Genomic DNA, 17,217 nt, shown 5'->3' with positions numbered 1-17,217 from the left:
CTCACATAACAGTGGTGCTAATGCATCAAGGATAAATTGATCCTTAATGGTGAAATCTTTTTTGAGTTGCTTCATCGTTACGTAATGCTGCGTATCGATATGAGCTCTCTTTCGGTTGTGGGTTACTTTGATCTTTACATTCCACGTATCATCCTTCCTTTTGTTGTGGGGAAGCACCACGGCGCAAACTGTTGCCATTTCGCATGATTTTTTTGCGATTGAATTTTAGTAGCACATTAGTAGCACAAATTCAATCAAATTCAACAAGAAAACTTGTTTAGTTGGAAGGAGCCCATTGAAAGACTTACATGGAAGTGAGGGCAAATATAGCGCTTAAAACGCAAAAAGCTCGATTCCGTTATGAAATCGAGCTTTTCCTGATGTGGTATGGGCCGGGATCGAACCGGCGACACATGGATTTTCAGTCCATTGCTCTACCGACTGTATAGCTGTTTAAACCCCTTTTTTAACCTAACATGATTGTTCTGCGTCAAGTAATGCGCCAAAAGTATGTTTACTGAACCAAAGGTCATTTTAACAAAAGACCTATCACAAAGAGGGTATGTATCATTTTATCTGAACGGCAAACGCTGCCGGGAGTACAATGGTAAAAAGCTAAATCAAGACCTAAACCCTAATTACTGTACCACGTATGCGGACAGGCTGAGACACTTTAAGAAACTAGCCTATGAGTTTACTAAAGCCCTTGAAGGGGGTTGGGCTCCTATGATTGAAAATGAAATTAAAAAAACCAAACCACTACCTTCCTTACAGGCGGCATTGGAGACAATCTTACGAGACAAACTCTCGTCTGATCTTAGCAAAGCATATAAAAACGATCTATCTAAGGTAGTAGAACAGTTTACGCAGTTTTTACCAAAAGAACAAATACAACAAAGCATTTCTGAAGTTAACCACTTAGATATCGAACGTTTTTTATCTCAATTCAGTTCATCTGCAACATACTATATGAACAAACGAAGAGCACTCAATGTATTCTTCTCGGAACTTCATAGAACAAAGTTATTGATTGACAACCCTGTCCAAACCTCATTAAAAAAGAAGTCCAAAGCTACGCTGCACAAAATCTACAGTCAACAGCAATTAAAGGATGTATTAGAATACCTAAGCCTGCACTATCCTAATCTACATCTTTGCTGCCTGTTGGCTTATGGTTGCTTTTTGAGACCCCACCAAGAAGCTAGATTACTCTGTGTTAGACATATAAATATTGATTGCAGCAAAATAGTGCTGGCAGGTAGTGAAAACAAAAGTAAGCGAATAAGAGTTGTAAACGTCCCTTTATATGTTCAAAGCCTATTAAAAACACGCATAGAAGGCCTTGAAGATTCCAACACTTATTTAATGAGTAAATCAATTACTCCTTTCAACGTGAGCTACTTAAACACCCAATGGTCAAGAGCAAAGAAAAAAATGATTGATGCAGGACTAATCGAAAAAGATCAAACTATCTACTCATTTCGGCATACTGCTGCTGTAAATGTATATAAGAAAACTAAAGACCTGCATATACTTCAACAGCTTTTACAACATTCTAATATGATTGTAACACTGAATTATCTTCGTGGCCTCGGAGAAATTAGTGATGACCGTTTACGGGATGTATTACCTGAGCTTTAAGCTTGGGTAATACTGCACAATTTCATTTTAGTGGGGTTAAATAAAACAGATTTATCAAACTTTTGTGCAATTTCATATCCACATTTTTCACCTATTTGTACTTTTATAGGGAAGGTTTAGATTGTGGATTGTTATAGACCGTATTGGTAATTAAGGTCTAACAGGTAGTGTCCCTTTATTGCACAATTGCGCAAATCAACGACTATCACAATGTATTCGTTTGATCTAGAGCCGGAAAGGCGTACATGATCAAATGTTGATGTGTCAGTACGGTAAACATGCTCAACCAGTTCACCATTAAGAACATGATCGGAAACAACATTCTGTTCATTAAGTTGCCTAACGTACGGCCAGATATCTAAAACAGGTTCGGCTGATTCAGTTACATCTATCATCCTATTGCCGAATGTACTTTTAAATTGATGTTCAGTTAGTTCAGTTGTCATAAGGCAACAAGATAGCGCTTTCCTTTCATTCTTCCATATCCACGTTTTGTTACTATTTCTCTTATTAAGGGGAAGGTTTAAATTGTGGATATTGAGACTAAAGCCTTGGAATAATATTCATTGTTATATCGAATATAGGGTCTCCCGCTTTCCTTGTTCTTTACAAGTAAACATGCTTACAGTAATTCTTACAATTGGTTTGCTTGTAAATAAGAAAGGGCACGTGTCATTACAACACGCACCCAATTAACGCTCTCACAGTAAACGTAATAAGAATTGTTGTAATTACCTAGCTTATTGACCTTAATCGCTTACCTACTGATAGGTTTAAATATAAGCAGACTCATCACCAATGGTGATGATTTTTAATCTTTAGCACTGGATTTATTTAGACTCCATCGCTTTTTTGCAAGTTCGTTGTCAATTAAAACAACGGAGTAAATTGGCTCTTTCAAGGAAGACATAGCAGCTGTAAATTCCATATCTAAGTTTCCTTTCCTATAAGTGAAAATTGTGGCTTGCCCATCTCTCTCTGTAGATTTGAGTTTATAACCGATTGACTTAATGTAAGCCTTTAAAGCCGTGTAGTCACTTTGTAGCACAGAAAAGAAATAAGCTTGGAATGTAAAGTCTTCGCACACATATTTTGACACCGACATATAATTAATGGAATGTTTTGAGTTCTTGCTAAATTCATATGAAGTTGCATTAGAATAATCATTGACACCAGCATAGCTAAATCCTTTCTTAAGCACATAAGTTTCAGTTTCCTCAATTGTACTTGAGAGTATATACTTTAAATCGCTATAAGTAACTCGCTGCGAAAATGCCATGTTCGCAGTAAAAAAATATAGAAAGCATAATATAAATAAGTATTTCATAAATGGTGCTAACATCAAAGTTTTAGTAATGTAGCTAGGTAATATTAATTTGATCTTCGGATTGTACGATTTCTTCCGATTCTTTTTCTTTTTCCTGACTATCCATTTCTTCCTGTTCCTCCACTTCTCTTAGCCTATTTTCGTCCTCATGCGCATCAAGTTCCTCTTGGTACCCATCTTTGAGGTGTTGATCAATCATTGAGCCTTCATCAATAGCATTAGATGACAGGCTGCAGTCTCCTTCCTCTCCAAGTATCCTTACTGTATAATCAACATCTCTATCACTTGTAAATTCGGCAGTACCGTCTTCAATGTCTGGGGGAGTAAAGTGGGTATCATCTAACCAACCACCATTTGGCCAGTCTATTCTTATTATATGATTATCTTCAATTTCTACCGACAAGGTATAAGTTGAATTAGTACCAGTTTTTGAGTAATAGTATTCAACTTCAGCGCAATACGTGCCATCTTCATATGCATTTATTTCTAAGGCATCTGGATCAACACTAGACCCTCCCTGTGAATCACTGGATGTTATCGAATTATCTCTACAACCCATTAAAGCTAGACTGCAAAGTAGAAGTAAAAAACGGATGTTCATAGCAGATTACACATAGTTTGGTTAGTCGCAGTTATAAAGTAATTTAACAACCTCTCTGGTTGCCTTATTATATAGGTCTGAGAAACTAACCACCATTTCAATCACATTCCCCTTACTATCCAGTTTATAGCTAAAGTCCTTATGGGAACTTGGCTCTCCGTCTGTCTTTTGTGTTATCTTCTTGATTAATTTATTCGGTAAATCTCCTGTAGATCCTTTATAGCCAAGGTAGGTGAACTCGTGCAAGTAGCCAGCAGTTATGGACAAAATGGCATCATTTGTATATTCAAGTTCGTGATCAGCATAGTAAGAGATAAAGTATCTAGTTATATTGTTGCTCCCATTTTCCTTATAATCACGCTCAAGAACACAACTATCGATAATAGCAACTGGATTATCATTGTGGTATACTACTTTAATATAGTTTGTCGAGAAGAGGCTTGATTTTATAAATCGTTCCCTTTTGGCACTTTTAAGTCTTCCTCTAGGGTCATATTTAAAGTTGTACTCATAGACCGTACCATTATTATAGGAGTAAGAAATGAGACGCTGGTTATCATCCAAGTTATAAACTTGAGCTTTACCTTGGTCTTCGGATATCGTAAGTGCCATTTTATCTCTTTTATAGCGATAGATTTCCTTTGAGTTAGACACAGTATCGATAATTGTCTTAATTGAAATCTCATTATTTTCATTGTATGCATAACTTATGATAGAACTATCTATTTTGAGTTCCTTAATCATACATGGCGTGGATTTGCGACATCCGATATGACATGTTAATGTATATAGGGCAAGTAAAAATAGGCTGGAGAGTTTCTTTATATGCATCAATCAAATATACATAAACCTAACAAGTATGCAAGGCTAGCTCACCGCACTGCAAATGGAACGAAAATCAATGGAGTTAAAGCTACTTTGTAGCGTTCCATTGATTTGCTTTGACTATGAAACACACCTTCCTAAGTCTTTACCATTTAGGAGATGTACATCCTAATAGACTGGAACAACTGCACACCTACCCGCAACAAAAGCAGGCTAGTAGGTCATATGTCAGATTACAATTATAGCACGAGAGGTAACGTGTTGAATTACAATATTATTCACTATATTTGACCTACCAAATAACCTAGACATGAACATACCTTTACAAGTAATGGAGAACCTTGCAGCTCAACTGCCCGATGCCAATCAGTTTGTTGGTACATGCTTCCCTGTTGAATTTGTTTACCAAGATCGCTACTATGAATTAAAGTTCTATGTCGTGTCAGATGGTGAGTTCACTATTAAGCGTTGGTTATATAATCCGTATCATGTGCAGATTGTAATTAAAAACGGTTCACACAATGTGATTGCATAGATAGTGTTCAGTACATATTGTATTACATACTTGTTTAAATATAAATATAATGAACGAACGTCAATACCCAATCAATCCAAGCACGCTGTTTTTACTCCATCTACAAAATGACAACAAACCTGCCTTAGTTGTTGAAGATTTAGTAGAATATGATCGTCTGCATGAAAGCAACTGCGAGTCATTAGATAGGTTCAAGAGTTATCTTGACAAGTACTATACCTATGATCTTATATATGGAACTGAGTATCCAGTAGCATCCTTTGCAACATATAAGATTACAGGCATTAAAGCTGAACATGAATGGAGAATTTAAACTAGCCACTATTCCTTAAGCTCACCGCCTGCTCATCGAGTAAAGATGTCAAAGGAGAAGTACGCAGTACGACTTTGACTATGTTCTACACAAGCAGCTGGCGGCATATTTGACCAAATATGATGACAGGTGAGCAGTCTTTACGAGTCGCAGGTGAGCATAACTAGGAAATGTGATGGCTTTATTTTAATAAAGACAGAGTAGCATTTCATGAGTTGCGCCGCTTGCTGATAGCCAAAAATGATGACAGATTATGTGTGTAGTGGCTAAGCCAGGTTGAATAAACCTAGCTGTGTGGGTTGGGCAATCTGGCGTTATTTTATGGCCGGCTTAGTAGCAACGAATACCGATTTTCCTCGCGTCTGCCGTTAATGTTTGCACCACTGTTACCTAAGTACTAATGGTCCGCACTGTATTTCGTAAATTGCACTACAGCATGTTTACTTATAAACGAATGACTGCAATAAGGCTTCGCCTCAGTTGAGCCGCCCCTTTGAGCGAAGCCTGAGAGTAGGAATGAAGAACTAGCGACAATTAAGCTTATTAAGAACTACCTGACAATTGCCTATAGCAACTCTATCGTAATTAAGGAAGTCATATTCACTTAGCTTACGTCTAACATTAGGAACAAGAGGAAATATCATGTCATCGCTATTCAATAAATAATCAAAGTCATCTATTACATTCAATAACTCAGGATTATCTAAAATTAAAAATATGTGAGCGTAAAGGTAGCTTCTTACTGCTGGTAATCCTCTATCATCATCATCTGCCGTTAATGCATAAGAAAGGTTAGATAATAGTTGAGGCCTCCACTTTATAAGCGTATTAACCAAATCCTCAATATCGTTCCTGTCAAAGTTGGTTAAGATTGAGTTTACATCACTAATTCCACCATACCAGTACTCGGTATCTGTGTCAGAGTGTTGAACTATATATAAATATAGTTCTGTTACTTTTGCATTATTAAGAATAGATTCTCCCATGGCCTTATTAATAATGAGTACAAGGTAAGGAATTAGAACAATAGGTACGGCCTAAGCAACCCCTTTTGTGAAGGAGGATGGATTGGGAATGTGTAGCTCATGGTAAAATAAAAGTTGTATCACCGATCAGTTGACCTGCATTCCATTCCAATGGAGACTTTAATTCGATCTCATTGATGTGGGTTATTGTAAAGGTTTGGAGCCTACCCATGACTACAGTACCCACTCCTTGTACATCTGCATTCCATGTACCTTGATAAAGCTCCCCTTTATCCTTAAACATCTTGACTAACTCCCTTGACTTTGATGTAATATAAAACTCTCTAGCATCCCCAAAACCGGGTTTGCATACAATTCTTATAGTTCCGTCTGATTTAATAGTAGCATCCGCATACAAATTACAATCAGCTTTGTTATAAATCATTCCTGAACAGATATAAACTGTAAACATCATAACTATTGTCACGGAAAGCCTGTAAACTAGCTTACGATTATTTGATCTCCACATCAGCATCCTAATTGTCAACGGAACCAATATAAGATACAAGAGGAATGGAAGTACGACAATTGGTATAAGGACAAGATTTTTTATGTTATAGAGTACATATTCTATTACTGATCCTGACAAAAGTACGATGTAAGAACAGGCGATAAAGCATGTGGTCAAGTAGCCCACTTTGACATTAAACGCTACAAGCGTTAAAGCTACGATCAGTAATGGATATAATGCAAGATATATGTATGTCTTATTGCCCATACCCCATGCAGCCATGGTTAATGTAAACGAAGTGGAGCTTATAAGAGCCAAGACCCCAACAATCAGAATAAGCCATCGTAGCCGTTTGTATTCTATTTCCATCTTCATGTCAAAACTGGATAGTTAACGTATATTGCTATGGGTAAGCCATGAAAAATCTCTACCGTAACCTGACATAACCACATGGCATGATTGATTAACCTGTTCACCTTTATAGGTTTCCATAATGTAGTTGCCACCACCAATAGAACTGGTTAAATCCTCGACCAGTTTAATTCTATCGGCATCGTCAAACGGTTCATCACTCATTTCAAAGTAACATTCATCATTGTAGTCACTGACATGATCTAGCATAGTGTCGGCACCTTCTACCATTTGTAAATCATCAATTGACCCGCTCCATTCTGGTAGGTCAATGTACCATTTACCGTCTGCTGTTTTATAAAATCTAAATGTTTCCTTCATGTTATATGTAAGGTAAAGATATTAAAAGAGCCACACTTTGGTGCAGCTCTTGTTTTGGTATATGTTAATTGTCTTTAACAAACCTAATTGAACGCCGTTCTGCCGGAAATGTCGTTGCTGCATCACCATAAGCTGTCGTATTGTAAATTGTACCTCTTAATCCCGCAGGCTGATCATTATTATCATAGCTATTGGTGGACACTTCAAATAGCAATGGGTAAGATGAACCAGTAACCTGTATCATTGAGGAAGTCCAGAAAGAGGCCATTACGCCTTTATCAGAATACTGTTTATTAACTGCACTTCCTATAAAAGAATAGCCTGTAGGTACCAGATTAAGGCCTGTTGAGTTGTTACCTGTTAAAGCTGTGTTAGTCCACCCTGTTTTAGACATTAACTTTTGCGAGGCTGTTACATCTGTATAAAGATCAGTTCCATCCAGTTTAGTACCGACCGTTCCCATCAGTGCTTTTACATCTGCTTCCGTTGGTATTCTCCATCCTGTAGGCAGGTTAACAACAGCTTTCATTTCTGGATAAGAGTAAAGTTTGCCAATAGTCGGGTCATTTGCACCATCATTGTAATTAACCCCACCAGTTCCATTGTAATTTACTGTTGTCCATGTTTGTGTACCGATTACATTAGTTGGGTAAACAGTACCATTGATGGTAATTTCGTTTTTTGGTTCTTCTGGCTTCTCTTTGCTTTTAGAGCAGGACGCTACGATCAGTAAGGACACTGAGAGCATTAATAATAGTTGTTTGTTCATATTGATTTATTATTTATTTGTGAAAAGTATGTAGGTAAAGAAAAAGCCGGCCAGTGAAACGGCCAGTAATATTACACCGATTGTTACGCCTGTTGCAACGTCAATTTTTCCGATGCTACTATTAATGAATGCAATAAATGAGTAAATAAACGCCCATAAGCTCAAAGCGACTACAACAACTCCACCAAGAATGCTACTTATATCAGTGCTTTTGTTTCTAACTGTAGTTCGCTTAGGAACGGTATTTTCCTTTGACTTGAAATCGATTTCTAACCCCACTTCAATAAGAAAGTTCATTGCACCAGATATTGCGATGTTGGCCGCAACATGATTACCATTGGGAAGTTTTAATAGCCTTGTGCCATCATAAGATGGTTGCGTTTGAAGGTGCCTTATTTGTCTAGCAGTCTGCGTAATCTTATTAACTAACGCTGATTTCTGTGTATTATTAAGTTGCAATTCTTCTAGTGAAGCTAGTTGATAAGAGTCGGCACTTAATTGATGCCAAAGTTTTGATACTTCTTGGTTAACACTCATTGTTTTGAATGACGCCGACAGTCCCAATTCGACATTTAATAAACACAATAAGCGCAGGACAAACAGCCTAATCTGAAACCGGAGAGCCCTGAGAAGCTCAATGCAACAGATAGACCAAAGCCCTACGCTTATAGCGCATGGGCATTAGTACTATACTGTCTTGTTGCATTAATGAAAAGTTCTCAGGTTTTCCGGTTACAAGATGGATAGCTAACGCTTATATATTAAATATTGTAGTTCTATATTATATTGGTACTGTCTGTTTGCGTTCCTCCGCTTCTAGTTTGTGTTATTGCAAATCTAACGAAGTTTAAGGAAAAGAACCACACTTACGAGGCCAATCTTTCTATCAGCCGTTGATTTACCATTCTGCCTTGTTCTTTAAAAGTAAAGGAGTGTCCCCGTCCCGTTTACGATAACAGGTTTACTTATAAAGAAGAAATGCCCGCTATCATCGACAGCAGGCACTTAAAATGGTATTTGGTTATAATTGCTGAAACATGTGTTCAGGCTGCACCTCCTTTACTTTGTTAAAGAACTCGGTAAAATTCGGGTGTCGTGCTTTTTCCGTTGCATAGCTGTTGGCGATCAATGGTTTTAACAGCAATAATATTTCCTGTTCTACGGGACAGTTATGCAACTGATATTCTACTCTGTAGCGTAACAGCACATCAACTTCAAGATAAATAAAGCAATGTGGCGTAATTAAGGTATAAACGGCACAAGGACTGATCTTCTCCTTTGTGTGGTCTTTCTGATAGATCAATCTATCAGATTCATTAGGTAGCTTGGCATATAGCTGTTTAATCTTATCAATTACCTTGAAGTATTGATATTCAATGTTTTCATTGACCGATTGCATTGGATTGTCACGCTTCTTTGCTTTTACGTAGTGGGAAGGTAACGGCCTGTAACCTGGGTCTGTAATTGATTTTCCCTGACGTTGTAGGAATTCTTTCATTCTTTCTGATTTTAAATGTGTTTTACTCTGTGAATTGGTTTTGAAAAATTGATTTGGAAACCTGCGATAGTTCGCTTTTGTTCCTTTTCATCTCCCTCAAGAGCAATACCGGGGGATGATATCACACCTGGTTCTCTCCGCTTTAAACTGGGTCAAAATCGATTTGAGGCACTATTGTTAAAGAATGTTATGTCAAAACTTCTACTTTTAAAGAACAAGGAAAATATACCGCTCCGGCTACCCACTGAGATCGTAGGACAAATAACTTTAATATGAAGTACTGGGGGGGATAGTGTTTAAACGTTGCATTATTCATGGTCAAGCTGAGAATGATGTAAAACCGGCCTTTAAACGCAAATTCTTGCATTAACCACTTTAAACAAAAAAGGACTGGTTGAATACCCGTCCCTCATTATGTTTGCCTATACTTCCTAAAAATTACCGAGCTACTCCTCCTTCTCTATATATAGAGTTGTCATGCAAATTGTAGGAGAAATAGGAATTGACTATGCTGCTTGTTTAATTATGGCATATACGGCTGTAATAATAAATACATGGTCTTGATAAGCATTCTTCCCATCTTTAATCCCGAAGATTCCAATTTCTTTAAGTTGGGATGCCGTAGCCACTTTTCTTTTCCCTGCCTTGTCCTTAATCATTAATTCATCGTATATCGATTGTAATGTTTTCTTAATCTCTTTCTTAGTATACTTGCCATTCAGTTTAAATTCTGTTAGTAGCCTGGCATATAGTTTAGCTTCTTGGTTTTTATTGCTAATAGCTGATAGTTGTTGCATAATTTTATTGTCTTCGTAGTTTAGTTCCTGAAGTCTAGTCTTACCTAAGATATGATAGGCTTCTATTAATGTGTTGTAATCTTGCTTTAATCGACGTGATGCGACATTAGCTTGCCCTAGCAAATATTGTTCAGGGCAATGAATTAACTGATCGTATTGTTCAATCACTTCTTGGTTGATCTGTGCCTTAGATTTGCGATATCTTTTAATGTCTGCAACATCAAATTGTTGAAATTTAACATTATAGTTGCATCGTTCCCAATATAGCTTTACACTATCTAAACTAGCGTAAAACTCTTTTACCCAATCCTCATATATTAGCTGATCTAATTTGTACGGGTGTACAGTTGCCTTACCATTCTCAAATTTTAGGTAAGGTTTTACTAGATTGAACACATCGGCGTCTGGTGGCATTTTATCTCCCCTGCAATTCTGATTACAATTAATATAGTATTCAATATTACGTTCTGCATGATACCATCTGGTTTTACGTATATCGTCGATTGATCTTACAAACTGATTGGATTTATCGTGTGTATTGGTGAAGTGGTAAATCTTATCTGGCTTGTATTCTCGCAATCGACCAACAGCCTGAAATCCCCTAAATGGTATACCTACTAATGAGTGAGGTACACCAATATCTGTTACCAATATAATAGTGGCGTTCTCATCGTCTTTTAAATCCCATCCTTCATTGTACCGACAGCTAAAGAAGTTAAACTTTTTAAACTCTGCCTTTACTGGAACGGTTTTAAAGCATAGAGCTGCTTCACCTAGGTTGATTAAGTTCTTTTCATCTTCTCTACAATATATATTAGAAACGCTCTTTATATCTGCGTTAATAACAGCCTCCCCACATTGCGTGACGGTGTTAAAGAATATAAATACATTGCCTTTTGTAAGCTGTGGGTTCTTAAGAAAGTAATTCAATACTGCCTGTGGGTCATTGTGATGCACAACGTTTATGGTTCCAAGCTTCTCACTGTATGTCATTTCATATTTTTGCAGCTCTCTTATTCTGGGGTCGCTGTATTCAAAGAATGTTGCTGTACCCATTGCTTTCTTTTTGAATCTAAAAAAGTAGTCAAAGGGCGTGAGCATTTCTTCGTCTCTAAATCTATCTACAGCATAGCAATGTGATTCATCGAGATAACAGAAGAAGTTATCGTATAGCCACTGAAGCTTTCCAATGTTTTCAGCCGCCTTAATAACTCTCCAGAAGCTCTCCGGTGTGGTAAGTATCTTTTTGTCTAGCGAGGCGTCCGATAAGAATTCAGCTACTTGTTCAGTGGTAACACCTTCGTAAATACGAAAGGTATTCCAACCTTTCTCCATAGCTTCAAAATGTTTATCATCTATTATTGTTGTTGATGGGATGGCAAGCAAACTGTGCCTACAGGCTTTCAGTTCAGCTGTAGTAATCCCTAATCCTGTCTTGTTTTTATCTATGTTACTGTTATCTGGTATTAGTTCATCTGGGAAAGCAGCTTTGAAGTAATCATCAAGCTTTAGTTCGATTTTAATGGTTGGTTTGTACATTTAAATTGTTGTTACAGTTCATCAAGAGGTGATCTCATGGATTGTTAATATCTCGAAACTGTGTTGATCTCAGTAGTCCGAACTTTTAGGAAAACATAGGCAAAGAAAAAGATCAGCAATAAAACTGACCTTCTGCCCCTTGTTTTTTATATGTATCGAACTTTAAATGTTTAACAAATATACGCATTTTTGGTTAAAAATAAAAATTATACATCTGAAAACAAGATAGTTACACCCTTTCATTGACTGAGATAAAAATTAAATCAAGCCCGCTGCTGCAAGTTTAAAGCTGTTTCTTTATCTTTGTGTTCCACAATAATAACCTTACTGCGAAAATGGCATATCTGCCGATTGAAGCTTTTTTGAGCTGTGTAGTTAGAGATACATAAAATTGCTTTACTTGTTAATTGCAATGACATAGAAACGTCATTGTTTGACTTATTATTTATAAGTCAAAATGTTCTTTGAAATATTAATCAGACCTAATTACCTAGGTTTCACCTGTTTTCGTCCACCATGTTGCTTACCATGTTTCAATAGCTAATAGCATGGTGCTATTAGTTTTTAAAAACCAATAAAATGGCAATAAAAACATTAGAGGTCGGTATTGACCCGACGAAAGGCTTCACGCCAACACAAAGAGAAAGATATTATGTATTATCTTGTATTTATGGAGAGGCTGCTGCAACCATTATTCCCTATATAAAGGGAAGAGGGCAAAACTCATATGCTTCTGTATACGAGAAGGCAGTAAAAGTGAACAAGGCAAAGCCGTCTTTAAAAGACTACTACGCTAGCCTTAGTGAAGAGATTTTAACTTACAAAAAGGTAACTGACGATGCTATCATTAGAGCAGTTACTGAAGCAAGAGCGGAGCATGATATGCCTCCGTTCTTAAAGCGTATAAAAACGCAGTGCTTACAAGAGTTTTATAATCTTTTTATCTTTGAGGAAGTTGTTGATGAAACAGACGATGAAATCGAGAGTGAGTTAAGAGAGTACAAAATCCTATGCAAACTTCTTGCAAAATAGAATGTATGCACTGGTACTTAATTAATGATTAATACAGAGCCCATTCCCTAAAAAGAATGGGTTTTCTGTTTATATTGGGTTAATGGTTAATCAGCGGAGCAGTTACCCACTCCGCTATAAAGATATTTAACTATTGATATAAGTGCGAATTATGAATCAACAAGAAGGTAATGCAGTGGTATGGGCCGGAGACCAAAGGTACCTCTTTAATAAAAGCGCACTCCTAAACCATCCCTACATGCTTTAAAAGCAAAAATAGGTTAGTTAATCATTACATCCTTGTGTCAGTAAATGCGCCAACTAATGCGCCAAATCCTTGCTAAATTCTTTGATTTTCTTTATCTTTAAGCAAATAACAAATTGTTTAACCAATTGGCGCAAGACCGTCACCGTTACTTGAAATAGTGCTTTAAATAGGCCATAGATGCCATAAAACAAAAAAGCTCCAGATTTCTCTGAAGCTTCTTGCAGTGGTATGGGCCGGGATCGAACCGGCGACACATGGATTTTCAGTCCATTGCTCTACCGACTGAGCTACCGTACCATCTTATTTATTCAACATGTTTGATCATGTTCCCCTCGGTTGGGAGTGCAAATGTAGTGTCTTTTTTTGAACATCAAAATCTTTTTTCAAAATAATTTTAAATAAAGTGCTTTTATTTAAATCAGCTCTAAATTTTTCAGTTTTATGCATGCATAATAATTTGTTTTGAGCTAAAAATTTTAACTTAGCCACACAATAAAAGATATTCAAATGGTGTCACAAATCCTGTTTATTGTCATTACACTGGCCGCGATCGCGTTATTCAGCTATAACGTAAAAAAAGTTATTCGCAACATTCGTCTGGGAAAAGCAGCAAACCGTTCCGATCAGCCCCAGAAAAGGCTCATGACCATGCTCAAAGTCGCATTTGGGCAAACTAAAATGTTTTTCCGGCCTGTACCAGCCATCCTGCATCTTATCGTATACGCAGGCTTTGTCATCATCAACATCGAAGTGCTGGAAATCATGATTGATGGTATCTTTGGCACCCACCGTGTATTTGGCGGCCTGGGTACGCTATATAACATACTTATCGGCTCTTTTGAATTCCTCGCTCTTGGTGTATGGCTGGCCTGCGCCATCTTTTTAATCAGAAGAAATGTACTTAAACTAAAAAGATTTAGTGGTGTAGAGATGAAATCATGGCCAAGATCGGATGCCAATTACATACTTATTACTGAAATTCTGCTGATGACGGCCTTTTTAACCATGAATGCCGCCGATGCCAAATTACAGAGCATTGGTGTTGGTCATTATACTTCAGCCGGGGCATTTCCGGTAAGCCAGTTCCTGCAAAACCTGTTACCCGACACCGAAGCAGGCTTAATTGCGATAGAAAGAACTTGCTGGTGGTTTCACATCATTGGTATATTTGCCTTTTTAAACTACCTGCCCTACTCTAAACATTTTCACATCATCTTTGCTTTTCCAAATACTTATTTTTCCAACCTGGAGCCCAAAGGCGAATTTACAAACATGGATAGTGTAACGAATGAAGTAAAGGCCATGCTTGACCCCTCTTTTACCCCACCTGATGCCACTCCCGGCCGTTTTGGCGCAAAAGATATCAACGACTTAAGCTGGGTTAACCTGATGAATGCCTACACCTGCACCGAATGCGGCAGGTGCACTTCAGTTTGCCCGGCCAATATTACCGGCAAACTGCTTTCGCCCCGAAAAATCATGATGGATACCAGGGACAGGATGGAAGAAGTTGGAAAGAATGGCCTTGACGATGGAAGGTCCCTGATCGACACCTATATCAGTCGCGAAGAGATCTGGGCCTGTACCAGCTGTAATGCCTGTACACAAGCCTGCCCTATCAACATTGACCCGCTGGCCATCATTACCGAATTAAGGAGATATGCTGTGATGGAAGAATCCCAGTCACCTGCCAGCATCAATGCCATGCTGGGCAATATAGAAAACAATGGTGCCCCCTGGAAATATTCGCCTGCCGACAGGTTCAACTGGGCCAAAGAAAATTAATTGAATTTTAAATTAGCATACAGCTTTAAACATGAGCGCGCAACTAAATTTTGAAGTACCAACAATGGCAGAAATGATAGCCAAAGGCGAAGAACCTGAAATCTTATTTTGGGTGGGCTGCGCTGGAAGTTATGACGAAAGAGCCCAGAAAACCACCCGGGATATCTGCAAAATACTTCAGCATGTCGGCTTAAAATATGCGGTTTTGGGTACAGAAGAAAGCTGCACCGGCGATCCGGCAAAACGGGCAGGGAACGAATTCCTGTTCCAGATGCAGGCCATGACCAATATAGAAGTGCTAAACGGCTACAACATCAAAAAAATAGTTACCGGTTGCCCGCATTGCTTTAACACCATAAAAAATGAATATCCGGGACTGGGTGGTAATTACGAGGTGATCCACCATACACAGCTCATCCAGCAACTGATAGACGAAGGAAAGCTTAAGGCCGAAGGCGGAGAAAGTTTTAAAGGTAAGAAAATCACCTATCACGACCCCTGCTACTTAGGACGCGGCAATGATGTATATGAAGCACCAAGGAAAGCGCTGGAAACGCTGGATGCCCAGCTGGTTGAAATGAAACGCTGCAAGTCAAACGGCCTGTGCTGTGGCGCAGGTGGCGCACAAATGTTTAAAGAACCCGAGAAAGGCAACAAAGACATCAATATCGAAAGAATTGAAGAGGCCCTGGAAACCCAGCCCCAGGTGATCGCTGCGTCCTGTCCTTTTTGCATGACCATGCTCAGAGACGGCGTAAAAATGAAGGAACAGGAACAAAATGTGCAGGTATTAGATATTGCAGAAATCACTGCCCGGGCAAATGGACTGTAAACACCTCTTTATTGCTGCACTAAATTCCGGCAGTAACGGAAATTGCTACTACGTTGGGAACGATGAAGAAGCCATATTGATTGATGCGGGAATTTCCTGCCGGGAAACAGAAAAGAGAATGCTCAGGATAGGCTTGTCTATGCAAAAAGTAAAAGCCATATTCATTTCCCATGAACACAGTGATCACATCAAAGGCCTTTGTACGCTGGCAGCAAAATACAACTTACCCGTTTACATCAGCTCCGGCACTTTAGCGGGCTGCCGTTTCCAGGTAAAAGAAGGACTCATCAATTGCTTAAGCGATAATGAAACCATACAAATAGGCAGCCTATCTGTTACTGGTTTCCTTAAAATACATGATGCCGCTGAGCCCTACAGTTTTGTAATCGCCTGCGGCGCAACCAAAGTTGGGGTATTTACAGATATAGGCGAAGCCTGCGAACAGCTGATCTATCATTTTCAGCAATGCCATGCGGCCTTTCTGGAAGCCAATTATGATGACGCCCTGCTGGAAAAAAGCGCCTATCCCTATTTTCTTAAAAAACGGATCAGCGGTGGCCGGGGCCACTTATCAAACCAAAAGGCACTGGAGCTTTTTATTACCTTCAGGCCCAGCTTCATGAGCCATCTGCTGCTTGCCCACTTATCTAAAGACAACAACTGTCCTGATCTGGTGAGCCGGCTGTTCACACCACATGCCAATGGGACCGAAATCATTGTCGCATCCAGGTATGAAGAAACACAGGTATATACTATTTTTGAGCCAGCAGCTGCGCATTCATTTTAACCAGCCGCTCCGAAAGATCAGACAAATCCTGTGGCTCTATATTTTTTAAAGGGATCATCATATAAGCAGCCATGCTGTCAATATCGCCAGCCTTTTTATCGTTGTAGGTCTGTACAATTACATCCTCTCCCTTGGTACGCAGGTATAATTTGCCATTCTTATCCGTTCCATAATAATCCAGGTCTTTAAATTTTACCAGGTTAAATGAAAAGTACTCTACCTTTCCACTTTCAAAATAACGCTTATACCGGCAAAACCCAGTGTTGGTAACCTTTAGCTCATAACGCTTAATTGGCTGCATTTCTTCCCTATTATCGTAATGTGCTGTAAGTTTTTGCTGGATGTAATCCGTATATTCATCCAGCAATCGCGCATTAAAGGCCATAAAAATCGGGCAAAGCAGCAAAAGAGCCGATATTTTTAAGCTTAATGTAAACTTATTCATCACGTTAAGAATTTAGCAAGATCAATTTAAATAATT

General features: G+C 38.4%; 18 protein-coding genes, 2 tRNA genes and 2 pseudogenes. 7 read left to right on the top strand and 15 right to left on the bottom strand.

The genetic code is table 11. The annotated features are described in order from the left end of the window. Together R2Q85_RS22525 and R2Q85_RS22520 are read right to left on the bottom strand one after the other, a co-directional pair. Window positions 1–198 (bottom strand): annotated as a pseudogene (locus R2Q85_RS22525) (recombinase); the annotation flags it as partial. A gap of 185 nt (window positions 199–383) precedes the next feature. Then, a tRNA-Phe gene (locus tag R2Q85_RS22520) sits at window positions 384–451 on the bottom strand. A gap of 59 nt (window positions 452–510) precedes the next feature. On the opposite strand from R2Q85_RS22520, the gene R2Q85_RS22515 reads away from it, so the two are divergent. Continuing rightward, window positions 511–1,641: a site-specific integrase gene (locus R2Q85_RS22515; protein ID WP_316814060.1), complete on the top strand. Its 1,131-nt coding sequence runs from the start codon at window positions 511–513 to the stop codon at window positions 1,639–1,641. Window positions 1,642–2,452: 811 nt separating this feature from the next. Here R2Q85_RS22515 and R2Q85_RS22510 read toward each other — a convergent pair. From R2Q85_RS22510 to R2Q85_RS22500, 3 genes are all read right to left on the bottom strand, one after another. Further along, window positions 2,453–2,920 (bottom strand): hypothetical protein, encoded by a 468-nt coding sequence (locus tag R2Q85_RS22510; protein WP_316814059.1) that lies wholly within the window; start codon window positions 2,918–2,920, stop codon window positions 2,453–2,455. Between the two features lie 82 nt (window positions 2,921–3,002). Continuing rightward, window positions 3,003–3,569, bottom strand: a complete 567-nt coding sequence (locus R2Q85_RS22505; protein WP_316814058.1) for a hypothetical protein — start codon at window positions 3,567–3,569, stop codon at window positions 3,003–3,005. A gap of 21 nt (window positions 3,570–3,590) precedes the next feature. Next, entirely contained in the window at window positions 3,591–4,313 is a 723-nt protein-coding gene (locus R2Q85_RS22500; RefSeq protein WP_316814057.1) for a hypothetical protein, read from the bottom strand. A gap of 391 nt (window positions 4,314–4,704) precedes the next feature. Here R2Q85_RS22500 and R2Q85_RS22495 point away from each other — a divergent pair, with 391 nt between their 5' ends. Beyond that, window positions 4,705–4,929: a hypothetical protein gene (locus tag R2Q85_RS22495; RefSeq protein WP_316814056.1), complete on the top strand. Its 225-nt coding sequence runs from the start codon at window positions 4,705–4,707 to the stop codon at window positions 4,927–4,929. 49 nt (window positions 4,930–4,978) lie between these two features. Then, window positions 4,979–5,242 carry a hypothetical protein gene (locus R2Q85_RS22490; protein WP_316814055.1) on the top strand — a complete coding sequence of 88 codons (264 nt, stop codon included), beginning with the start codon at window positions 4,979–4,981 and terminating at the stop codon, window positions 5,240–5,242. Window positions 5,243–5,766: 524 nt separating this feature from the next. On the opposite strand, the gene R2Q85_RS22485 is transcribed toward R2Q85_RS22490, so the two are convergent. The 8 genes and pseudogenes from R2Q85_RS22485 to R2Q85_RS22455 all read right to left on the bottom strand — a co-directional run bounded on the left by R2Q85_RS22485 (window position 5,767) and on the right by R2Q85_RS22455 (window position 12,053). Further along, entirely contained in the window at window positions 5,767–6,228 is a 462-nt protein-coding gene (locus tag R2Q85_RS22485; RefSeq protein WP_316814054.1) for a hypothetical protein, read from the bottom strand. A 97-nt stretch (window positions 6,229–6,325) separates the two neighbouring features. Further along, window positions 6,326–7,093 carry a hypothetical protein gene (locus R2Q85_RS22480; RefSeq protein WP_316814053.1) on the bottom strand — a complete coding sequence of 256 codons (768 nt, stop codon included), beginning with the start codon at window positions 7,091–7,093 and terminating at the stop codon, window positions 6,326–6,328. Continuing rightward, the gene (locus tag R2Q85_RS24620; RefSeq protein WP_410478906.1) at window positions 7,090–7,170 is read right to left on the bottom strand and encodes a hypothetical protein; all 81 of its coding nucleotides are present in this window, start codon (window positions 7,168–7,170) and stop codon (window positions 7,090–7,092) included. Before R2Q85_RS24620 ends, R2Q85_RS22480 begins: the two co-directional genes overlap by 4 nt. 82 nt (window positions 7,171–7,252) lie before the next feature. Then, window positions 7,253–7,450: pseudogene (locus R2Q85_RS24615) on the bottom strand (DUF6717 family protein); the annotation flags it as partial. Between the two features lie 64 nt (window positions 7,451–7,514). Then, a complete protein-coding gene (locus R2Q85_RS22470; RefSeq protein ID WP_316814051.1) occupies window positions 7,515–8,219 on the bottom strand; it encodes an FISUMP domain-containing protein in 705 nt (234 codons plus the stop codon). Window positions 8,220–8,228: 9 nt separating this feature from the next. After that, complete coding sequence (locus R2Q85_RS22465; RefSeq protein WP_316814050.1) at window positions 8,229–8,756, bottom strand: hypothetical protein; 528 nt, start codon at window positions 8,754–8,756, stop codon at window positions 8,229–8,231. A gap of 484 nt (window positions 8,757–9,240) precedes the next feature. Beyond that, complete coding sequence (locus R2Q85_RS22460) at window positions 9,241–9,717, bottom strand: hypothetical protein (protein WP_316814049.1); 477 nt, start codon at window positions 9,715–9,717, stop codon at window positions 9,241–9,243. A 506-nt stretch (window positions 9,718–10,223) separates the two neighbouring features. Then, window positions 10,224–12,053 (bottom strand): hypothetical protein, encoded by a 1,830-nt coding sequence (locus R2Q85_RS22455; protein WP_316814048.1) that lies wholly within the window; start codon window positions 12,051–12,053, stop codon window positions 10,224–10,226. A gap of 579 nt (window positions 12,054–12,632) precedes the next feature. On the opposite strand from R2Q85_RS22455, the gene R2Q85_RS22450 reads away from it, so the two are divergent. Continuing rightward, on the top strand, window positions 12,633–13,085 hold the full coding sequence (locus R2Q85_RS22450) for a hypothetical protein (RefSeq protein ID WP_316814047.1): 453 nt from the start codon (window positions 12,633–12,635) through the stop codon (window positions 13,083–13,085). Between the two features lie 471 nt (window positions 13,086–13,556). Here the strand turns inward: R2Q85_RS22450 and R2Q85_RS22445 are convergent. Next, window positions 13,557–13,629 (bottom strand) — tRNA-Phe (locus R2Q85_RS22445). Between the two features lie 210 nt (window positions 13,630–13,839). Between R2Q85_RS22445 and R2Q85_RS22440 the strand changes: the two genes are divergently transcribed. Genes R2Q85_RS22440 through R2Q85_RS22430 form a run of 3 tightly spaced genes read left to right on the top strand, consistent with a single transcriptional unit; the run spans window position 13,840 to window position 16,736 of the window. Next, complete coding sequence (locus R2Q85_RS22440; RefSeq protein WP_316814046.1) at window positions 13,840–15,117, top strand: 4Fe-4S dicluster domain-containing protein; 1,278 nt, start codon at window positions 13,840–13,842, stop codon at window positions 15,115–15,117. Between the two features lie 31 nt (window positions 15,118–15,148). Then, entirely contained in the window at window positions 15,149–15,949 is an 801-nt protein-coding gene (locus tag R2Q85_RS22435) for a (Fe-S)-binding protein (protein WP_316814045.1), read from the top strand. After that, a complete protein-coding gene (locus R2Q85_RS22430) occupies window positions 15,939–16,736 on the top strand; it encodes an MBL fold metallo-hydrolase (protein WP_316814044.1) in 798 nt (265 codons plus the stop codon). The genes R2Q85_RS22435 and R2Q85_RS22430 overlap by 11 nt, the downstream gene beginning before the upstream one ends. On the opposite strand, the gene R2Q85_RS22425 is transcribed toward R2Q85_RS22430, so the two are convergent. Further along, the gene (locus R2Q85_RS22425) at window positions 16,702–17,181 is read right to left on the bottom strand and encodes a hypothetical protein (RefSeq protein WP_316814043.1); all 480 of its coding nucleotides are present in this window, start codon (window positions 17,179–17,181) and stop codon (window positions 16,702–16,704) included. The genes R2Q85_RS22430 and R2Q85_RS22425 overlap by 35 nt on opposite strands. Between the last annotated feature and the right edge of the window lie 36 nt (window positions 17,182–17,217).

Origin of the sequence: Pedobacter heparinus, assembly GCF_032678725.1 — a bacterium.
GTDB classification, from domain to species: Bacteria; Bacteroidota; Bacteroidia; order Sphingobacteriales; family Sphingobacteriaceae; genus Pedobacter; species Pedobacter heparinus_A.
Note: the sequence above shows the minus strand (reverse complement) of the source record. Positions and strands in the feature narration are given on the sequence as shown.